Source organism: Microbacterium sp. AC215, assembly GCF_979258645.1.
The window spans coordinates 2,377,237-2,393,470 of sequence record NZ_OZ409869.1 but is presented as its reverse complement, the minus strand read 5'-3'; the positions used below and the strand labels follow the sequence as shown (position 1 = coordinate 2,393,470).

At 68.3% G+C, this 16,234-nt stretch carries 17 protein-coding genes; 10 read left to right on the top strand and 7 right to left on the bottom strand.

Annotation, left to right across the window (positions count from 1 at the left end):
• Nucleotides 1-3: 3 nt before the first annotated feature.
• On the bottom strand, nucleotides 4-372 hold the full coding sequence (gene rpsF, locus ACZZZF_RS11605; RefSeq protein WP_029264265.1) for a 30S ribosomal protein S6: 369 nt from the start codon (nucleotides 370-372) through the stop codon (nucleotides 4-6).
• A gap of 226 nt (nucleotides 373-598) precedes the next feature.
• Here rpsF and ACZZZF_RS11600 point away from each other — a divergent pair, with 226 nt between their 5' ends.
• Nucleotides 599-1,312, top strand: coding sequence for a hypothetical protein (locus ACZZZF_RS11600; protein ID WP_230101270.1), 714 nt, complete (start codon nucleotides 599-601; stop codon nucleotides 1,310-1,312).
• A gap of 201 nt (nucleotides 1,313-1,513) precedes the next feature.
• Here the strand turns inward: ACZZZF_RS11600 and ACZZZF_RS11595 are convergent, their stop codons facing one another.
• The 5 genes from ACZZZF_RS11595 to ACZZZF_RS11575 are packed head-to-tail and all read right to left on the bottom strand — an operon-like array spanning nucleotide 1,514 to nucleotide 6,787.
• Nucleotides 1,514-2,353 carry an ABC transporter ATP-binding protein gene (locus tag ACZZZF_RS11595; protein WP_463498382.1) on the bottom strand — a complete coding sequence of 280 codons (840 nt, stop codon included), beginning with the start codon at nucleotides 2,351-2,353 and terminating at the stop codon, nucleotides 1,514-1,516.
• Nucleotides 2,346-3,221, bottom strand: coding sequence for an ABC transporter ATP-binding protein (locus tag ACZZZF_RS11590; protein ID WP_083569412.1), 876 nt, complete (start codon nucleotides 3,219-3,221; stop codon nucleotides 2,346-2,348). The genes ACZZZF_RS11595 and ACZZZF_RS11590 overlap by 8 nt, the downstream gene beginning before the upstream one ends.
• Nucleotides 3,218-4,129: an ABC transporter permease gene (locus ACZZZF_RS11585; protein ID WP_053098207.1), complete on the bottom strand. Its 912-nt coding sequence runs from the start codon at nucleotides 4,127-4,129 to the stop codon at nucleotides 3,218-3,220. Before ACZZZF_RS11585 ends, ACZZZF_RS11590 begins: the two co-directional genes overlap by 4 nt.
• On the bottom strand, nucleotides 4,126-5,187 hold the full coding sequence (locus tag ACZZZF_RS11580; protein WP_053098208.1) for an ABC transporter permease: 1,062 nt from the start codon (nucleotides 5,185-5,187) through the stop codon (nucleotides 4,126-4,128). The genes ACZZZF_RS11585 and ACZZZF_RS11580 overlap by 4 nt, the downstream gene beginning before the upstream one ends.
• Nucleotides 5,188-5,200: 13 nt before the next feature.
• The gene (locus ACZZZF_RS11575; protein ID WP_056275560.1) at nucleotides 5,201-6,787 is read right to left on the bottom strand and encodes an ABC transporter substrate-binding protein; all 1,587 of its coding nucleotides are present in this window, start codon (nucleotides 6,785-6,787) and stop codon (nucleotides 5,201-5,203) included.
• Nucleotides 6,788-6,936: 149 nt separating this feature from the next.
• Here ACZZZF_RS11575 and ACZZZF_RS11570 point away from each other — a divergent pair, with 149 nt between their 5' ends.
• Nucleotides 6,937-7,524: an Lrp/AsnC family transcriptional regulator gene (locus tag ACZZZF_RS11570; RefSeq protein ID WP_230101269.1), complete on the top strand. Its 588-nt coding sequence runs from the start codon at nucleotides 6,937-6,939 to the stop codon at nucleotides 7,522-7,524.
• Between the two features lie 19 nt (nucleotides 7,525-7,543).
• On the opposite strand, the gene ACZZZF_RS11565 is transcribed toward ACZZZF_RS11570, so the two are convergent.
• Nucleotides 7,544-7,903 (bottom strand): hypothetical protein, encoded by a 360-nt coding sequence (locus tag ACZZZF_RS11565; protein ID WP_230101268.1) that lies wholly within the window; start codon nucleotides 7,901-7,903, stop codon nucleotides 7,544-7,546.
• A 215-nt stretch (nucleotides 7,904-8,118) separates the two neighbouring features.
• Between ACZZZF_RS11565 and ACZZZF_RS11560 the strand changes: the two genes are divergently transcribed.
• From ACZZZF_RS11560 to ACZZZF_RS11525, 8 genes are all read left to right on the top strand, one after another.
• A complete protein-coding gene (locus ACZZZF_RS11560) occupies nucleotides 8,119-9,081 on the top strand; it encodes a hypothetical protein (protein WP_400339317.1) in 963 nt (320 codons plus the stop codon).
• On the top strand, nucleotides 9,078-10,193 hold the full coding sequence (locus ACZZZF_RS11555) for a hypothetical protein (protein WP_400339319.1): 1,116 nt from the start codon (nucleotides 9,078-9,080) through the stop codon (nucleotides 10,191-10,193). The genes ACZZZF_RS11560 and ACZZZF_RS11555 overlap by 4 nt, the downstream gene beginning before the upstream one ends.
• A 372-nt stretch (nucleotides 10,194-10,565) precedes the next feature.
• Nucleotides 10,566-11,261: a DUF1684 domain-containing protein gene (locus ACZZZF_RS11550; RefSeq protein WP_056275568.1), complete on the top strand. Its 696-nt coding sequence runs from the start codon at nucleotides 10,566-10,568 to the stop codon at nucleotides 11,259-11,261.
• 28 nt (nucleotides 11,262-11,289) lie between these two features.
• Entirely contained in the window at nucleotides 11,290-12,783 is a 1,494-nt protein-coding gene (locus ACZZZF_RS11545; protein WP_187249175.1) for an ABC transporter substrate-binding protein, read from the top strand.
• 53 nt (nucleotides 12,784-12,836) lie between these two features.
• On the top strand, nucleotides 12,837-13,799 hold the full coding sequence (locus tag ACZZZF_RS11540; RefSeq protein WP_053098213.1) for an ABC transporter permease: 963 nt from the start codon (nucleotides 12,837-12,839) through the stop codon (nucleotides 13,797-13,799).
• Nucleotides 13,796-14,656, top strand: a complete 861-nt coding sequence (locus ACZZZF_RS11535) for an ABC transporter permease (RefSeq protein WP_056275574.1) — start codon at nucleotides 13,796-13,798, stop codon at nucleotides 14,654-14,656. Before ACZZZF_RS11540 ends, ACZZZF_RS11535 begins: the two co-directional genes overlap by 4 nt.
• On the top strand, nucleotides 14,653-15,450 hold the full coding sequence (locus tag ACZZZF_RS11530) for an ABC transporter ATP-binding protein (RefSeq protein ID WP_187249173.1): 798 nt from the start codon (nucleotides 14,653-14,655) through the stop codon (nucleotides 15,448-15,450). Before ACZZZF_RS11535 ends, ACZZZF_RS11530 begins: the two co-directional genes overlap by 4 nt.
• Entirely contained in the window at nucleotides 15,447-16,202 is a 756-nt protein-coding gene (locus ACZZZF_RS11525; protein WP_187249172.1) for an ABC transporter ATP-binding protein, read from the top strand. Before ACZZZF_RS11530 ends, ACZZZF_RS11525 begins: the two co-directional genes overlap by 4 nt.
• Nucleotides 16,203-16,234: the final 32 nt, after the last annotated feature.

Below are 16,234 nucleotides of genomic sequence, written 5' to 3'. Positions count from 1 at the left end.
GACTCAGGCCTTCGCAGCCTTGGCGGCCTTGCGGGCAGCCTTCTCTTCAGAGCGCTTGGCCTCCGAAGCGACCATCGCCTGAGCTTCCTCAGAGCGAAGGACCTTCGTGCGCATGATCTGCTCGTTCAGCTTCAGCTGACGGTCGAGCTCCTGCGTGGCCTCGCTGGTGGCGGTGAAGTTGACGACGGCGTAGATGCCCTCGTTCTTCTTCTGGATCTCGTAAGCCAGACGGCGCTTGCCCCAGATGTCGACCTTGTCAATCGAGCCACCATCGTTGGTGATGACCTTCAGGAACTTGTCGAGCGTAGGGGCGACCTGGCGCTCGTCGATCTCGGGGGTCAGAATGACCATGAGTTCGTACTGGTGCGTCACTTACCCACCTCCTTCGGACTAGAACGGCTTCCGGGACTTTCCCGGAAGCAGGAGGGTGTGTGCACGTCATCCGCCGAGCCACCCGAGTGGGTGCCTGATGGCAGACAACCTTGACAGTGTAGCGGAGAAACCTTCGGAGTGCCCCCACGCGCATCACCTCGCACTTGGCATGCTGGAATGCGTGCGTGCTGACTCTCGGTGCGCACACGACCGAAGGGGGAACGCCATGCGCGTCAACAAGTGGGGGGTCGGCATCGTCCTGGCCGCCACCGTACTGCTCACCGGGTGCACCGCGGGTGCCGAAGAGCCCGCCGATTCGGAGCCGACGTCGGCCGCCGAGGAGACGCCTGCTACCGACGGTGCCGCATCCGATTCCGACTGCCCCGAGCTGTCGGAGGGTGCGACGGTCGACGGAGCCGAGCTCGGCGCCTGCATCACCGAGGCGATGACCGACACCGCCGGCTATGCCGCCAAGACGTCGATCCTGGGCATGGACACCACCGCCCGGTTCAACCCCGAGACGGATGCCGTCGAGACGATCACGCCCATGGGCTCGCTCATCCTGATCGGCGACGACGCATGGGTGAAGACGCCGACGACCGAGTGGCAGGTCGCCGACCCGAACTCGAGTGACCCGATCGTCGCTGCTCTCAGCAGCGGTGCCGCCACGGCCGCGGGCACCGACCCGGCCACCGCCGCCGGCGCCCTCACCGGCGAGTTCACCGTCACCGGGACCGGCACGCGCCTGGGTCAGGACGTGTACCTCGTGAGCGGCACGTCCGAGGCGCAGGGCGTCGCCGTCGACGTCGTCTTCGAGGTCACCGAGGACTACGTCGTGCTGGCCACGAGCGGCAGCACCGAGGCCGCGGGCCAGATGATCGAGACCTCTCTCGAGATCACCGAGTGGGACGTCGAGCAGGACATCGTCGCCCCGCTCTGAACCACGAGCGGATGCTGCGGGCCGGGGCTGACGCCTCGGCCCGCAGTGCGTTCCGGGTCGACTCCTGTCGGCATGGATCGGCGATGGGGTCGGCGATGGGGTCGGCGATTCGGAGGAGATCTGCGATCGGGAGGAGCATCCGGCTCGGAGCATCCTCCCGTCCGCGGATCTCCTCCCGAACGACCGAACCGACAGCGCGGCTCAGTCGAGGACGGGGGCGATCTCCGACCAGACGGTCCGCTCGTTCGTCGAGGGGGCGACCGGGATGCGGCCCGCACCGTCGGGCTCGGGGATCGCAGCGAGCAGGGCCTGGGTGTACGGATGCTGCGGCGCAGACCACACACGGTCGGTGGCCCCTGCTTCGAGCACCCGCCCGGCGAACATCACGAAGGTGCGGTCCGCGATGCGGCGGACCACGGCGAGGTCGTGCGAGATGAACAGCATCCCCGCGCCGGATTCCGCGACGAGGTCTCGCATGAGCCCCGCGACGCTGGTCTGGGTCGATGCGTCCAGGGCCGAGATCGGCTCGTCGGCGACGAGAAGCGACGGCCGCGCGGCGAGCGCTCGTGCGATCGCGAGTCGCTGCTTCTGCCCACCCGAGAACTGGTGCGGGAACCGCGTCGCCACTTCGGTCGGCAGGCCGACGCGGTCGAGCCACTCGGCGACCGTCGACCCTTCGGCACCCCGAGCCCGAGCCGTAGCGATGCCGTCGGCGATCTGATCGCCCACGCGGCGACGGGGGTTCAGCGAGGTCGACGGATCCTGGAACACCATCTGGATGCCGGTGAGCGCGAGGTCGCGTCGACGGATGCCGAGCGGCTTCACAGGAGCGTCACGGAAGCGCACCTCTCCCCCGGCGAGCTTCTCGATGCCGACGACCGCGCGGGCGAGGCTCGACTTGCCGCTGCCGGATTCGCCCACGAGCGCGACGGTCTCTCCGGGGGCGACGGTCAGCGAGACGCCGTCGACGGCGACCACCGGAGGACTCCCGGGGTAGCGCACGACGACGCCCTGCGCGTCGAGGATGGCGACTTCACTCATCTCGGGCCTCCTCTTCGGCATCCTGCACGGCCGACTCCGGCAGCACCGGATCGAGCAGCGCGGGATCCGCGTCGGCTGTCGCGATCTTCGACCCCGGCAGCGCCGCGAGCAGCGTGCGGGTGTATTCGTGCTGCGGGTCGCGGAACAGCGTCTCGCGGTCGGCCCGCTCGACGATCTGCCCGTTCTTCATCACGGCGACCTCGTCGGCGATCGCGCTCATGACGCCCAGGTCGTGGGTGACGAGCAGCACAGCGAGGTTGCGCTCGGTCGCGAGGTCGCGCAGCAGCCGCAGGATGCCGGCCTGCACCGTGACGTCGAGTGCGGTGGTCGGCTCATCGGCCAGCAGCACCTCGGGGTCGCACGCGAGGGCGCACGCGATCGCGATGCGCTGGCGCTGTCCGCCGGAGAACTGGTGCGGATAGCGCTTCAGCGCAGCATCCGGGTTCGGCACCTGCACGGTCTCGAGCAGTTCGATGGCCCGAGCCTTCGCCGCCTCGCCTCGCAGTCCGAGGTGCACGCGCATGTGATCCGTGAGCTGGCGGCCGATCGGCAGCTGCGGGTGCAGCGACGCCGAGGGGTCCTGGAAGATCATCGCGATGCGCCTGCCGCGGATGCGGTTGAGCGCCCGCCGGCGCATGCCCACCAGCTCCTCCCCCGCGAGCGTGATCGATCCGCCCGTGCGTGCCTGCCGGGGCAGGAGTCCGAGGACGGCCAACGAGGTGAGCGTCTTGCCGGATCCTGACTCGCCGGCGAGACCGTGGATGCGTCCGGCCTCGAGGTCGAGAGAGATGCCGTGCACGAGAGGACGACCGATGTCGATCGTCAGGTCGCGGATGCTCAGAGCACTCGTGGGGGCCGAAGCGCTCATGCTGCCGCTCCCTTCGCGGAGGCCACATGCTCGGCCTGCTTCTCGTGGGTGACCTCGGCCGTCGGGTCGAGGATGTCGCGCATCGCATCACCCAGGAAGTTGAATGCCAGCACCACCGTGAGGATCGCGAGTCCCGGGAAGACTCCGAGCCACCACGCGTCGAAGTTCTGCATGGCCGCCGAGATCATGGAGCCCCATTCGGCGGTCGGCGGCTGCGCGCCGAGACCGAGGAACGAGAGTCCGGACAGCAGCAGGATCGCGGCGCCGATGTCGAGCGTCGCGAGCACCAGCACGGGGCCGGCGATGTTCGGGAGGATGTCGATGAACAGCGTCCGCAGCGGCGAGTGGCCGAGCAGGCGGCCCGCGATCACGTAGTTCTGGCCGCGGAGGCCCAGCACGATGCTGCGGGTGACTCGCGAGTACTGCGGCCACGAGACGACGATCGCCGCGATCACCGCGTTGAACAGCGACGGGCCGAGGGATGCCGCCACCACCATCGCGAGGATGACGGTCGGGAACGCCATGAACAGGTCGGTGATGCGCATCAGCGTCTCGTCGACCCAGCCGCCGAAGTACCCGGCGACGGCGCCGACCACGGTGCCGATGATCATCGCGGCGATCACGAGCATGAGCGCGAGCGGCAGGCTCACCGTCGCACCCGTCATCAGACGCGAGAAGATGTCGCGGCCGTTGCCGTCGGTGCCGAGCAGAGTGTCGATGCCCGGCGCCTGCAGTCGTGGCAGCACCTGAGCGTTGGGGCCGTACGGCACCCACCACTGCGCGGTGAAGGCGACGATGATCCAGGCGCCCGCGATCACGGTGCCGATCACGCCGAGGGGCGTGCGCCAGGCGCGCGGCCAGCGGAAGCGGAACCGCCAGGGGCCGGATGCCGAGTCGATGCGGCTCATGCGATCCTCACTCTCGGGTCGAGGACGCCGTAGAGCAGGTCGACGACGAAGTTGATGAGGAGGTAGATGAACCCCACGACCAGGCCGACTCCCATGATGCCGGGCAGGTCGAGGTTGGCCGCCGAGTTGTAGGCGTAGGTGCCCAGGCCCGGCCAGGCGAACACCGACTCGACGAGCACGGTGCCCGAGAGCAGGGATCCGAAGGCGACGCCGACGACCGTGAGGATCGGGAGGGATGCCCCGCGCAGGACGTAGTCGAGGATCACGCGCATCGCCGGAAGGCCCTTGGCCCGGGCAGCACGCACGTAGTCGCTGCCCAGCACCTCGAGCACGGAGGTGCGGATGAAGCGGGTGAGCAGGCCGATCGTCACGAGCGACAGCACCATCACCGGCAGCGCCAGGTGGGCGAGCGCGTCGGCGAATCCGACACCGTCTCCGTTGAGGAGGTAGTCGACCGTGTAGAGCCCGGTGATGCGGGGCGGCGGCGTGATCGACGGCGAGATGCGACCCGAGCCGGGGGCGATGCGCAGCTCGAGGAAGAACACGTAGAAGCTGACCAGCGCGAGCCAGAACGTCGGCACGCTCAGACCGATCAGCGTCACGATGCGGATCACCTGATCGGTGACGAGTCCGCGCCGGTAGGCGGCGAGGGTGCCGAGCACGACGCTGACCGCGAGGCTGAGGATGATGGCGCCGATCGCGATCTCGATCGTCGCCGGCACCGCGGTGGCCAGGTCGCTGGTGACCGGTCGCCCGGTCACCAGCGATGTGCCGAGGTCTCCGCGAAGGAGATTCCCCATGTAGATGAAGTACTGCACGAACAGCGGCTGATCGAGGCCCTGGGCCTTGATGAACGCCTCGCGCGTCTCGGGATTCTGCGATGCTCCCTCACCCAGTGCCGCCGACACGGGGTCGCCGGGCACGAGGTTCGTCAGTGCGAAGGTCACGATCGTGACCCCCACGAGAAGGAGCAGCGAAGTGCCGATCCGGCGAAGCAGGTATCCGACGAGCGGCGACCTGCGACGCTGTGCTTGCCGTCGCACGGCCACCGTCGTCATGAGTCAGCTCCGATCAGCCGGCAGGCGTGATCTCGGCGATGTCCATCTCCCACACCGAGTTGTACACGGCGCCGGTGACGGCATCCGCCGTGGCGATGTTGCGACCGGGGACGATCAGCGGAACGAAGGGACCCTCGGTCTGCATCGCCTCGGCGAAGGAGGTGAAGGCCTCGCTGCGCTGGGCCTCATCGGTAGCGGCGGCAGCACCGGCTGCGATGCCTGCGATCTCGGGGTTCGCCTCAGCCGCCCAGCCGGCACGCAGGCCGACCTTCAGACCGGGAGCGAACGGAAGGAAGTTCGCCGAGTCGGCGTAGTCGGGGCCCCAGAACCACAGGCCGAAGCCCTCGGTGCCGTTGACGTACGCGTCGAGCTCGGTGGCGAAGGGGGCAGGCGCGAGTTCGACGGCGATGCCGGCATCCTCGAGCTGAGCCTGGACGCGCTCGGCGAGCGGGGTGAACTCCACACCGCCGACCGGGTAGTCGTTCGGGAACTGCAGCTTCAGGGTCTGACCCGTGTAGCCGGCCTCGGCCAGAGCAGCCTTCGACTTGTCGAGGTCCTGCTCCACACCGCTGTCGAGGGCGCCCTCGAATCCGGGCGGGATCACTCCGGTCGCCTGCACGGCGCCGGCACCCGCGAGCTCGAGCAGCGCGTCGTAGTCGAGCGCGTAGCGGATCGCCTCGGCGATCTTGACGTTCGCGAGCTCGCCCGCGACGGCCTCGGACTGGTTGAGCAGCAGGAAGATCGTCTGGCCCGACGGCACCGACTCGACGTTCAGTCCGTCGCCGAGGCCTGAGACCTGGTCGCCGTTGAGGTCCATCGCGACCATCGAGTCGCCGCCCTTGAGGTTCGCGAGCTGCGTCGCGCTCTCCGAGACGTTGCGCACGACGACACGGGCGTACTCAGACTCTTCGTCGCCGTTGTACTCGTCGCTCTTGGTCAGCACGACCTGCGACGAGAGGTCGAGGGTGTCGAGCACGAACGGTCCAGAGCCGGCGGAGGTTCCGTCGAGGAACTCCTGTGCGCTGTCGGTGCCGTCGGTGGTTCCGCCGTTCTCGATCACGACGTCGGAGTTGACGATGCCGAGCGCCGGGTTCGCGAGGATCGCGGGCAGCTGCAGCAGCGGTGTCTCGGAGGTGATCGAGATCGTCTTCTCGTCGACCTCGGTGATGGTCAGACCGCCCAGGAGGAAGTTCGGCTTGGCATCGGTCATGCCCTGGATGCGCTGCAGGGTGAAGACGACGTCCTTCGCCTCGATCGGCGAGCCGTCGGAGAAGACGCGGTCCCCCTCGAGCGTGAACGTGAACTCGGTCGCCTCGTCGTTCTGCTCCCACGATGCGAGGCCGGGGACGGGGGTCGAGACGTCGGAGCCCTCGAAGTCGACGAGCGTCTCGTAGAGCGCCTTGGCGATCATGTTGCCGGTCGGGTCGTAGGTGTGACCCGGGTCGGCGGTCTCGATCGAGAACGCGGTGTCGATGACGAGCGAGTCGGAACCGGAGGATTCTCCGCCGTTGTTCGCCGAGTTGCCACCGGAGCAACCAGCGAGGGCGAAGAGAGCGACGGCTCCGATCGCGATGACGGACGTGCTGCGACGTGACGACATATGGGCCTCCAGGGGCGAGGAGTTTCATCGGGTTCGGTCGACGCCGGGTGGACGACCGGTGATCAGATTCGCATTGTATGGGACTATGTGTCCAGCAAGAATGCAGACGTCATCACAGTCTGTCCAAGACCCCGCCCGTGAGGAGCATTGTGTCCACCAAGAGCGACGAAGCCACGAGGCAATCTGGACGAAGTGCCGCCCCACTGGACGACATCGGATACAGAATCCTCGAGACGCTGCGTGATAACGGTCGTATCTCGATCGCCGCACTGGCCGAGACCGTCGGGATCTCGCGGGCCAACGCCTACACCCGCGTCGAGACGCTCATGCAGGACGGAGTGATCACGGGATTCAGCGCCCGCGTCGACCAGTCGAAGGCCGGGCTGTCGATCGGTGCGCTGGTCTTCGTCACCGTGCACCCGCAGGCCTGGGCGTCGTTCCGCGAGAGCGTGCTCGAGATGCCCGATGTCGAGTGGTGCGCCATCACCACCGGCGAGCACGACGCCATGCTGCTGATCCGTGCGGTCGACGTGAGCGGCGTGCACGAGTTCACGACGGGTGTCATCGCGCAGCTGCCCGAGGTGCGCACGGTCGTCAGCGTGGTCGTGCTCGACGAGGTCATCCGCCGGTCGTTCCTGCTGCCGAGCGACCTGCCCGAGCGCGACCTGGCCACGCCGCTGGGCATGACGCGGTGGACGCCGGCGACGCCGGGCCGCGACATGCTCCCGCCACGCTGACCCGCGGCGGAACGAGCCGTCAGGCGGCTGCGGGCTCTTCGCAGACGCTGAGCTGCGGCAGTCCGTGCATCTCGTAGTGCTCGACGAGGCGGATGCGACCGTCATCCGTGAGCTCGAGCCGGCTCTCCCCGTCTCCGGTCACGACGGTGCCGTCGGAGACGAGCACGTGCACGAACGAGACCCAGATGGTGTCGCCGGTGCGGGTGCCGACGAAGCGCCCGAAGGTGACGGTGTCACCGGAGTAGTCGCCCCAGATCGCCCCGTCCTTCTCCCAGTACACGAACTCGCTGGGCGATTCGGGATCCACGGCCGAGGTGGTCGACGAGACCATCAGGAACCGGCGGCCGTCGAGGGAGGGGATGGTTGCAGTCGTGCTCACCCTCCGATTATGGAGGGGGTGGCGGCGACTCTCACCTCGCCTCGTGAACCGTCTGTGCCGGCCGCCGGACGGGCGCGCGGAGCGAGACGAATTCCGCAGAGAGGCTCCCCGGCGCGCCCTTTCGTCTGACCACACGATCGGGGTCGAGGTGCCGCATCGCCGCGGAGACCTCGGGAGACGGGAAGGGCCCGGGTACCGTGGGTCGCATGCACTGGATGCCTGACACCTCTGCCGGAGACTGGCTGCGCGAGCGTCTCGACGACCCCTGGAACTCGACGATGCACGCCGTGGTGCCGCACGGCTTCCCCGCGTATGCGCGCATCCTGCACCCCGCGATCGTGCGTTCGCTCCCCGACCGACCGGTGCCGACCTACGACGACTACGACCGGATGCCGGAGGCCGAGCGACAGTCGCTCCTCGATCGGTTCATCGATGAACCGGCGACATGGGCGCAGACGGCCGCCGCCTTCGGCACGACGCTGCATCCTCTCGCTCAATGGCAGCGGATCGTGCGCACTCCGCCGGAGACCGACTGGAACGCGCGGATCTCCCCCGACGGGCGCGAGTTCACCGCGCCGATGGACGGCGTCGTCTCACCCGAGATGCTCGCGACCGTCGTGGGTCATCTCGTCGCGCATACCGCGACGCCGGATGCCGGATTCGCCGCGCTCTGGGAGGGCACGGGCGGGCTGCTGGGTCACCTCGGACACGGCCCCTCGCGCACCTTCCTCACGTTCGACGACGACCCGAACCACCGGGCGATGCTCGACCGCAGCATCCGCGATCCGCTCAACAACGCGTTCCGCAAGCCGACGTGGCAGGAGGGCATCCTGTCGCGCGAGGTCTCGGAGGGTCCGCGGCTGCAGCTGCGGGACCGCGATCACGTGCTGTTCCGTGGTGCGCCGAGCACGTTCGCGCGTCGGGACTGGGTGCTCGACGTGCCGTGGCGGGATCGCGAGTCCGAGGAGCACGGGTTCGCGCCGGCCGCGCAGAGCCCCAGCATCCTGTGGCCCGACGATCACGCCTGGGTGCTCGTCACCGAGGTCGACTACGACTCGACGATCATCGCGGGGTCCGCCGAGCTGATCGCCGACCTCATCGCCGACGACCTCCTCGAGGTCTTCGCCATCCCCGAGAACGCCGAACTCACGTGGGACTCCGACGAGGTGAACCGATGACGGCACCGCAGCCGGCCGCATCGTTCGACGCCCGCCCGCTCACCGATCCCGTCGACGCCCGGGCCGTCAGCACCTTCAACGCCGAGCTGCGCTCGCGGGGCAAGATGGGCGGCTCGGCCACGACGATCGTCGCCTTGGTGATCTTCGGCATCGCGTTCCTCGCGGCCATGACGGTCGTCGGCGCGACGATGGTCTCGCTGCTCACCGACGCAGGGTCGTCGTCGTTCGCCGGCATAGGGATCCTCGTCGCCGCGGTCGTCGGGATCACGATCGCCACCGTCGGCTGGCGCCGATCCCGCATCGCGCGGTACCGCCTCGACGCATTCGCCCGGGCGAACGGCATGACGTACGAGGCCAGGGTCGCCGATCCTGCCCTTCCGGGCATGCTGTTCGGCCTCGGACGCTCCCGAGAAGCCACCGATCTCGTGCGAGGCGCGAAGCCTCGCTTCGTCGAGTTCGGCAACTACCGATACACGACCGGGTCGGGGAAGAACTCGACCACCCACCGCTGGGGCTACGTCGCCGTCAAGCTCGATGTGCCTCTGCCGAACATCGTGCTCGACGCCAAGGGCAACAACGGCTTCGGGTCGAATCTGCCCGCGTCGTTCCAGCGCGAGCAGCGCCTCTCGCTGGAGGGCGACTTCGATCAGTACTTCACGCTGTACTGCCCCGAGGGGTACGAGCGTGACGCGCTGTATCTGTTCACGCCCGACATCATGGCCAGGTTCATCGACAATGCCGCCGAGCTCGATGTCGAGATCGTCGACGACTGGATGTTCCTCTATACACAGCGCAAGGCGTCGACCCTCGACCCTGCGACCTGGGCGTGGCTGTTCGGAGCCGTCGGCGCCTTGATGACGAAGCTCGATCAGTGGGAGCGCTGGCGCGATCAGCGTCTGCGGCTCGAGAGTGCGGCTCCGGCATCTCCGTCGCCCGCCCTCGCACCGGTGGGCGCATCCGCGAGTCTGCCCTTCGCTCCGCCGGCCGGTCTTCTCGCTCCCCCGCCAGGAGTCGCGCGTGAGGGACGCCGGCTGAAGCGCAGCTTCCAGTGGGTGCCGATCGTGTTCCTCGTCGGCTTCGCACTGATCTGGTTCTGGTTCAGGTCGTTCTGAGGGAACCCCCGAGGGTGGGTTGTGGGGGTGGGTGCTGACTGGGGATCAGCGCTCCCACCCCATCCCCCCTCGGGATCAGAAGAAGATCTGACTCTCCCTCCGCAGGACGGTCGAACCGTCCACGCGCGGGTCAGCTGGGGACTGATGACTCTGCGCGTATATGAGTAATGGTATACCGGTATACGTTGCATTCCATTGCGTCCGAGAGACTCGACCGAACACGTTGCATCCGGTCCAGAAACGTGCGAAATGAGGGTCTGGGGCGCCTTTCCGACACCGCATTCGTGCATACCCTCCTCGCACCGTGATCTCCGTTACCCAGAGTGACGCGTCCGGCCCCACCCCCGTCTGCATGCAAGAGAATGGAAGGTGATGTCTGAACTCGAAGATCACACCCAGTGGCAGGCCGATCGCCGCGCCTCCGTCACCTCTGCGACCGGCAACCTCGCGCTGATCGAGACCCGCTGGACGGGCGAGGCTCCCGATCTGGATGCCGAGCGGCAGGCCTCATCCGACACGGTGACCGTGACGCCGATCCAGCGCACGAACATCGAGACCGGGGAGGCCGAGCACGGGCTGCGCGTGTGGGATGCCGAGTCCCCCGCCATCCGCGCCTTCGACCGCATCGACACATACGAGTACGACCCGGCATGGGTTCTCGAGGGACACTTCACGCCGGTCTCCGGCGATCGTCGGGTGTCGTTCGAGCACATCCGCGACAACGGCGGCACGCGTGAGCTCGTCGTCCCCGGCGACATCCACTTCGTGCTCGACGGCCGCGCGTACGACCTTGCGGCCTTCGACGACGGCGGCACGCTGCTGCTCGTCTTCGGCGACGAGACGAACGGTTCCGAGACCTACGGATCCGGCCGCTTCCTCTTCGTAGAGCTCCGTGACGACGAGGGCACCGTGGTGCTCGACTTCAACCGCGCCTTCGTGCCGCCGTGCGGATTCAGCGCCCAGTACAACTGCCCGCTGCCGCCGGCATCCAACCGCTTCCCCCTGCCTATCCGAGCAGGCGAGAAGAACGTCGTCTTCCGCGACGGCTTCGACATCTACGCGGCGTGACGCCGCGCACCCTCACCCTGGAGCACTCATGAGAAGAACCCGCATCCTCGGCGCGCTCGGCGCCGTCGCCACGCTCGCCCTCGTGGCCGGCTGCGCGTCGGGCGCCACCGACGACGCCGCGAGCGAAGACGCCACCATCTTCATCGGGTCGCTGTACGAGCCCACCAACCTGAGCAACACGCAGGGCGGCGGCCAGGGTGTGACCGAGGCACTGACCGGCAACGTCTACGAGGGCCTCTATCGCCTGACCGACGACGGAGAGGTCGAGCCGCTTCTCGCCGAAGACGCCCAGGTGTCGGATGACGGCCTGACCTACACGATCACTCTGCGCGACGATGTGACGTTCCACTCGGGTGACCCGCTCACGTCCGCCGACGTGAAGTCGAGCATCGAGGCCGTCACCGCCGAGGACTCCGTGTCGGCGCGCAAGTCGAGCTTCACGACCATCGCCGACATCGCGACGCCCGATGACCAGACCGTCGTCTTCACGCTGTCGCAGCGGTCGATCTCGTTCCTCTACAACCTCAGCTACGTCTGGATCGTCAACGACGAGGCCGGTGACATCACCGGCACGGAAGACGGCACCGGCCCCTACACGCTCGACGAGTGGAAGAAGGGCTCGACCCTGACCCTCGAGCGCTGGGACGACTACTGGGGCGAGCCCGCCAAGAACGGCGAGGTCGTCTACACGTACTTCACCGACGCGACCGCAGAGAACAACGCTCTGGCCACCGGCGAGATCGACGTGATCACCAGCGTGCAGAGCCCGGACTCGCTCGCGCAGTTCGACAGCGACGACTACGTCATCAGCGAGGGCACCTCGACGACCAAGGAGCTGCTCGCCTTCAACGACCGGGTCGCCCCGTTCGACAACGCCCTCGTGCGCAAGGCGATCTACTCGGCCATCGACACCCAGAAGCTGCTCGAGTCGATCTGGGGCGACTACGGCACGCTCATCGGATCGATGGTGCCGCCCACCGACCCCTGGTACGAGGACCTCACCCAGGTGAACCCGTACGACGTCGACCTCTCGAAGGATCTGCTCGCGCAGGCCGGCTACGCCGACGGCTTCACCTTCACGCTCGACACCCCGAGCTACGACCCGCACCCCGCCGTCGCGGAGTTCCTGCAGTCGCAGCTCGCCGAGGTCGGCATCACGGTCGAGATCAACACGATCAGCGCCGACGAGTGGTACACGAAGGTCTTCAAGGAGCAGGACTTCGAGGCCACCCTGCAGGAGCACGTGAACGACCGCGACGTGGTCTGGTACGGCAACCCCGACTTCTACTGGGGCTACGACGACGCCCAGGTGCAGCAGTGGGTCGCCGAGGCCGAGCAGGCCGCCACGACCGACGAGCAGACAGCTCTGCTGAAGCAGGTCAACGAGAAGATCGCCGAGGATGCCGCGAGCGTATGGTTGTACCTGTACCCGCAGATCGTGGTCGCCTCGAGCGACCTCAGCGGTTACCCGGTCAACGGCCTGAACTCGCAGTTCTTCGCCTACGACATCGTCAAGTCCTGACGCGCGAGGGGGATGCCGCGTGTCGGCATCCCCCTCTTTCATCCTGAGAAGCCATGCTCGCCTACCTGCTGCGCCGCCTCGCGTTCCTCGTGGTCTCGCTCGTCGTCGCGATGATCGCGATCTTCGTGCTGCTGCGGCTGCTCCCGGGCGACCCGGCGAACGCCCTGCTCTCGGTGAATGCGACACCCGAGCAGATCGCCGCCGCCCGCGCACAGGTCGGCTCGGATCAGCCCCTCCTGCAGCAGTTCACGACCTGGGCCGGTCAGCTCCTGCGCTTCGACCTCGGTGAGTCGTTCCTGAGCTCGCGTCCGGTCGGCCCCGACATCGCCGATCGCCTCGCCGTGACCCTCCCACTCACACTCATCGCGTTCACCGCCGCCCTTCTCGTCTCCCTGGTGATCGGCATCACCGCCGCCGTGAAGTCCGACCGCTGGTACGGCATCGCGCTCTCGGGATTCGCGCAACTGGGTGTTGCCGTGCCGGTGTTCTGGGTGGGCGTCGTGCTCGTCTGGATCTTCGCGCTCGGCCTCGGCCTGCTGCCGTCCGGCGGATTCCCGCGCGACGGCTGGGAGGATCCGGCCGACGCGCTGCGGTCTCTCGCGCTGCCGGTGACGACGATCGTGATCGTGATGAGTGCATCCCTCAGCCGTTACGTGCGCTCCGCCACCCTCGACGTGATCGGCAGCGATTACCTCCGCACCGCGCGCGCCGGCGGGTCGGGCATGTCCGAGGCGCTGCTGCGTCACGGAGTGCGCAACGGCTCGGTGCCGGTCGTCGCGGTCCTCGGCATCGAGCTGTCCACCACGCTGCTCGGCGCGGTCGTCGTCGAGAGCGTCTTCACTCTTCCCGGTCTCGGGAGTCTGCTGCTGTCGGCCATCGAACAGCATGATTTCCAGGTCATCCAGGGCGTCCTCGTCGTCAGCACGCTCTTCGTGCTGCTCGTCGGGTTCGCCGCCGACATCGTGCAGCGCCTGATCGATCCGCGACTGCGCACGAGCGTCTCGGGCAACCGATGAGCCGCGTCGCCGAGCAGCTGATCACCGGATCCGTCCCCGTGCGGAGGCGGCCGAAGGCGACCCTGCTGATCGGGCTCGTACTCACCGGCATCATCGTGCTCATCGCGCTGGTGTCGCTGTTCTGGCTCCCCTATCCGCTCGCCGACACGAGTGGAAGTCGTCTCGAGGGGCCGAGCGCCATGCACCTGCTCGGCACCGATCGGCTCGGCCGCGACCTGCTCTCGCAGCTCATGTGGGGTGCGAGGATCGCCTTGATCGTGGGCATCTGCTCGGTCGCGATCGCCGCCGTTCTCGGCGTGATCGTCGGACTGATCGCCGCCTTCTCGCGGCCATGGGTCGACGACACGCTCTCCGCCGGACTGGACGTCGTGATCGCCTTCCCGGTGCTGCTGCTCGCGATGCTCGTCGTCGCGGTGCAGGGAGCGTCGCTGTGGTCGGCGGTGCTCGCGATCGGACTGGCGATGTCGGCGGTCGTCGCGCGTCTCACCCGCATCCTCTCGCGCCGCGTGCTGCAGGAGCAGTACATCACCGCCGCACGCACCAGCGGCACGGGTGTGCTCGGCATCGTGTTCCAGCACGTGCTGCCCAACATCGCACCGACCCTCGCGGTCAGCCTGGCGCTGCAGTTCGGTGCCGCGGTGCTCGCGGAGGCGAGCCTGTCGTACCTCGGGCTCGGTGCCCCGCCGCCCAACGCCTCATGGGGTCGGATGCTGCAGGAGGCGCAGGGCACCGTGCTCACCGCGCCCGTCGGCGCGATCGCCCCCGGCATCGCGATCATCGCCCTCGTGCTCGGGGTCAACTTCCTCGCCGACGGCCTGCGCGATCTCGCCGACCCGACCCGCAGGAGGAGCCGATGAGCATTCTCGAGGTCGCAGGGCTCACCGTTCGCTCCGGATCCGGGGCTCTCGTGCGCGATGTCTCGTTCTCGCTGCAGCCCGGCGAACGCCTGGGGCTGATCGGCGAGTCCGGGTCGGGCAAGTCGCTCACCTCGCTCGCGGTCACCGGCCTGCTGCCGGATTCTCTCGTCTCGTCCGGGTCGGTGCTGCTCGACGGGCACCAGGTCGTCGGTGCGCGGGATGCCGACCTGAGGCCGTTGCGCGGACCGGTCGCCCAGATCGTGTTCCAGGAGCCGCTCACGGCGCTCGACCCTCTGATGAGGGTCGGTCGCCAGATCGCCGAGCCGCTGCGTCGTCATCTCGGCCTGCGCGGCGCGGAACTGCGGTCGGCCGTCACGGCGGCGCTCGATGAGGTGTCGCTGTCGGAGCCGCGATTCGCGCGCGCCTACCCGCACGAGCTGTCGGGCGGTCAGCGCCAGCGTGTGGCGATCGCCATCGCCTTGGCCGCCCGGCCACAGCTGCTCATCGCAGACGAACCCACCACCGCGCTCGACGTGACCGTGCAGGATGCCGTGCTCACGCTGCTCGAGCGACTCGTCGCCGAACGCGGCATGGCGTTGCTGTTCATCAGCCACGACCTCGCCGTCGTGTCTCGCATGGTCGACCGCATCGTCGTGCTGCGCGATGGTCTGGTGGTCGAGGAGGGGGCGGTCGCCGAGGTGCTGCGGCGCCCCGCGGAGCCGTACACGCGGATGCTGGTCGACAGCGCTCGCGCGCTCGATGCGTTCCTCGATGCGAAGGAGGCTGACGCATGAGCCTCCTCGAACTCCGCGGTGCCGGCTTCGCCTACGGATCGCGCCGGGTGCTCGACGACATCTCGCTGAGCCTCGACGAGGGAGACTCGCTCGGCCTCGTGGGCGAGTCGGGTGCGGGCAAGTCCACGATCCTGCGGCTGATGCTCGGGCTCTCGGCACCACGCGATGGACAGGTGCTCTTCGACGGTGCTCCCCTGTCGCTGCGCGACCGTGCGCAGATGCGCCGCTTCCGCGCGAGCGTGCAGCCGGTGTTCCAGGATCCGTACTCGTCGCTCGACCCCCGTCAGCGCATCGACCGCATCATCGGCGAGCCCCTGCGTTCACTCGGCCTCGCCTCCGGCGCCGACGCGCAGCGCCGTATCGCCGAGGCCCTCGAGTCGGTCGGGCTTCCCGCCGACACCGCCCGCCGATACCCGCACGAGTTCTCGGGCGGCCAGCGTCAGCGCATCGCGATCGCCCGAGCCGTGGTCTCGCGCCCGCGCGTGCTGCTCGCCGATGAGCCGGTGAGCGCCCTCGACGTGACGACGCGCGTGCAGGTGCTCGAGCTGCTCGACCGCCTGCGTCGAGAGAACGGCCTGTCGCTCGTGATGGTGTCGCACGATCTCACCGCGATCGCGTCAGCCTGCGACCGCACCGTGGTGCTGCAGAACGGCCGCGTCGTCGAACAGGGCGCCACCGCATCCGTGCTGCACGCACCGCAGGACCCGTACACCCGGGCGCTGGTCGACGCGGTTCCGCGACTCCCCCGCTGAGTCGCGGCAGTCGCTCGTCATGGATGGCTGGC

Excerpts from the sequence above, each read along its gene's own strand:
- ACZZZF_RS11600 (WP_230101270.1), top strand. The coding sequence starts at position 599 with ATGCGCGTCAACAAGTGGGGGGTCGGCATCGTCCTGGCCGCCACCGTA.
- ACZZZF_RS11595 (WP_463498382.1), bottom strand. The coding sequence starts at position 2,353 with ATGAGTGAAGTCGCCATCCTCGACGCGCAGGGCGTCGTCGTGCGCTAC.
- ACZZZF_RS11590 (WP_083569412.1), bottom strand. The coding sequence starts at position 3,221 with ATGAGCGCTTCGGCCCCCACGAGTGCTCTGAGCATCCGCGACCTGACG.
- ACZZZF_RS11585 (WP_053098207.1), bottom strand. The coding sequence starts at position 4,129 with ATGAGCCGCATCGACTCGGCATCCGGCCCCTGGCGGTTCCGCTTCCGC.
- ACZZZF_RS11580 (WP_053098208.1), bottom strand. The coding sequence starts at position 5,187 with ATGACGACGGTGGCCGTGCGACGGCAAGCACAGCGTCGCAGGTCGCCG.
- ACZZZF_RS11575 (WP_056275560.1), bottom strand. The coding sequence starts at position 6,787 with ATGTCGTCACGTCGCAGCACGTCCGTCATCGCGATCGGAGCCGTCGCT.
- ACZZZF_RS11560 (WP_400339317.1), top strand. The coding sequence starts at position 8,119 with ATGCCTGACACCTCTGCCGGAGACTGGCTGCGCGAGCGTCTCGACGAC.
- ACZZZF_RS11555 (WP_400339319.1), top strand. The coding sequence starts at position 9,078 with ATGACGGCACCGCAGCCGGCCGCATCGTTCGACGCCCGCCCGCTCACC.
- ACZZZF_RS11550 (WP_056275568.1), top strand. The coding sequence starts at position 10,566 with ATGTCTGAACTCGAAGATCACACCCAGTGGCAGGCCGATCGCCGCGCC.
- ACZZZF_RS11545 (WP_187249175.1), top strand. The coding sequence starts at position 11,290 with ATGAGAAGAACCCGCATCCTCGGCGCGCTCGGCGCCGTCGCCACGCTC.
- ACZZZF_RS11540 (WP_053098213.1), top strand. The coding sequence starts at position 12,837 with ATGCTCGCCTACCTGCTGCGCCGCCTCGCGTTCCTCGTGGTCTCGCTC.
- ACZZZF_RS11535 (WP_056275574.1), top strand. The coding sequence starts at position 13,796 with ATGAGCCGCGTCGCCGAGCAGCTGATCACCGGATCCGTCCCCGTGCGG.
- ACZZZF_RS11530 (WP_187249173.1), top strand. The coding sequence starts at position 14,653 with ATGAGCATTCTCGAGGTCGCAGGGCTCACCGTTCGCTCCGGATCCGGG.
- ACZZZF_RS11525 (WP_187249172.1), top strand. The coding sequence starts at position 15,447 with ATGAGCCTCCTCGAACTCCGCGGTGCCGGCTTCGCCTACGGATCGCGC.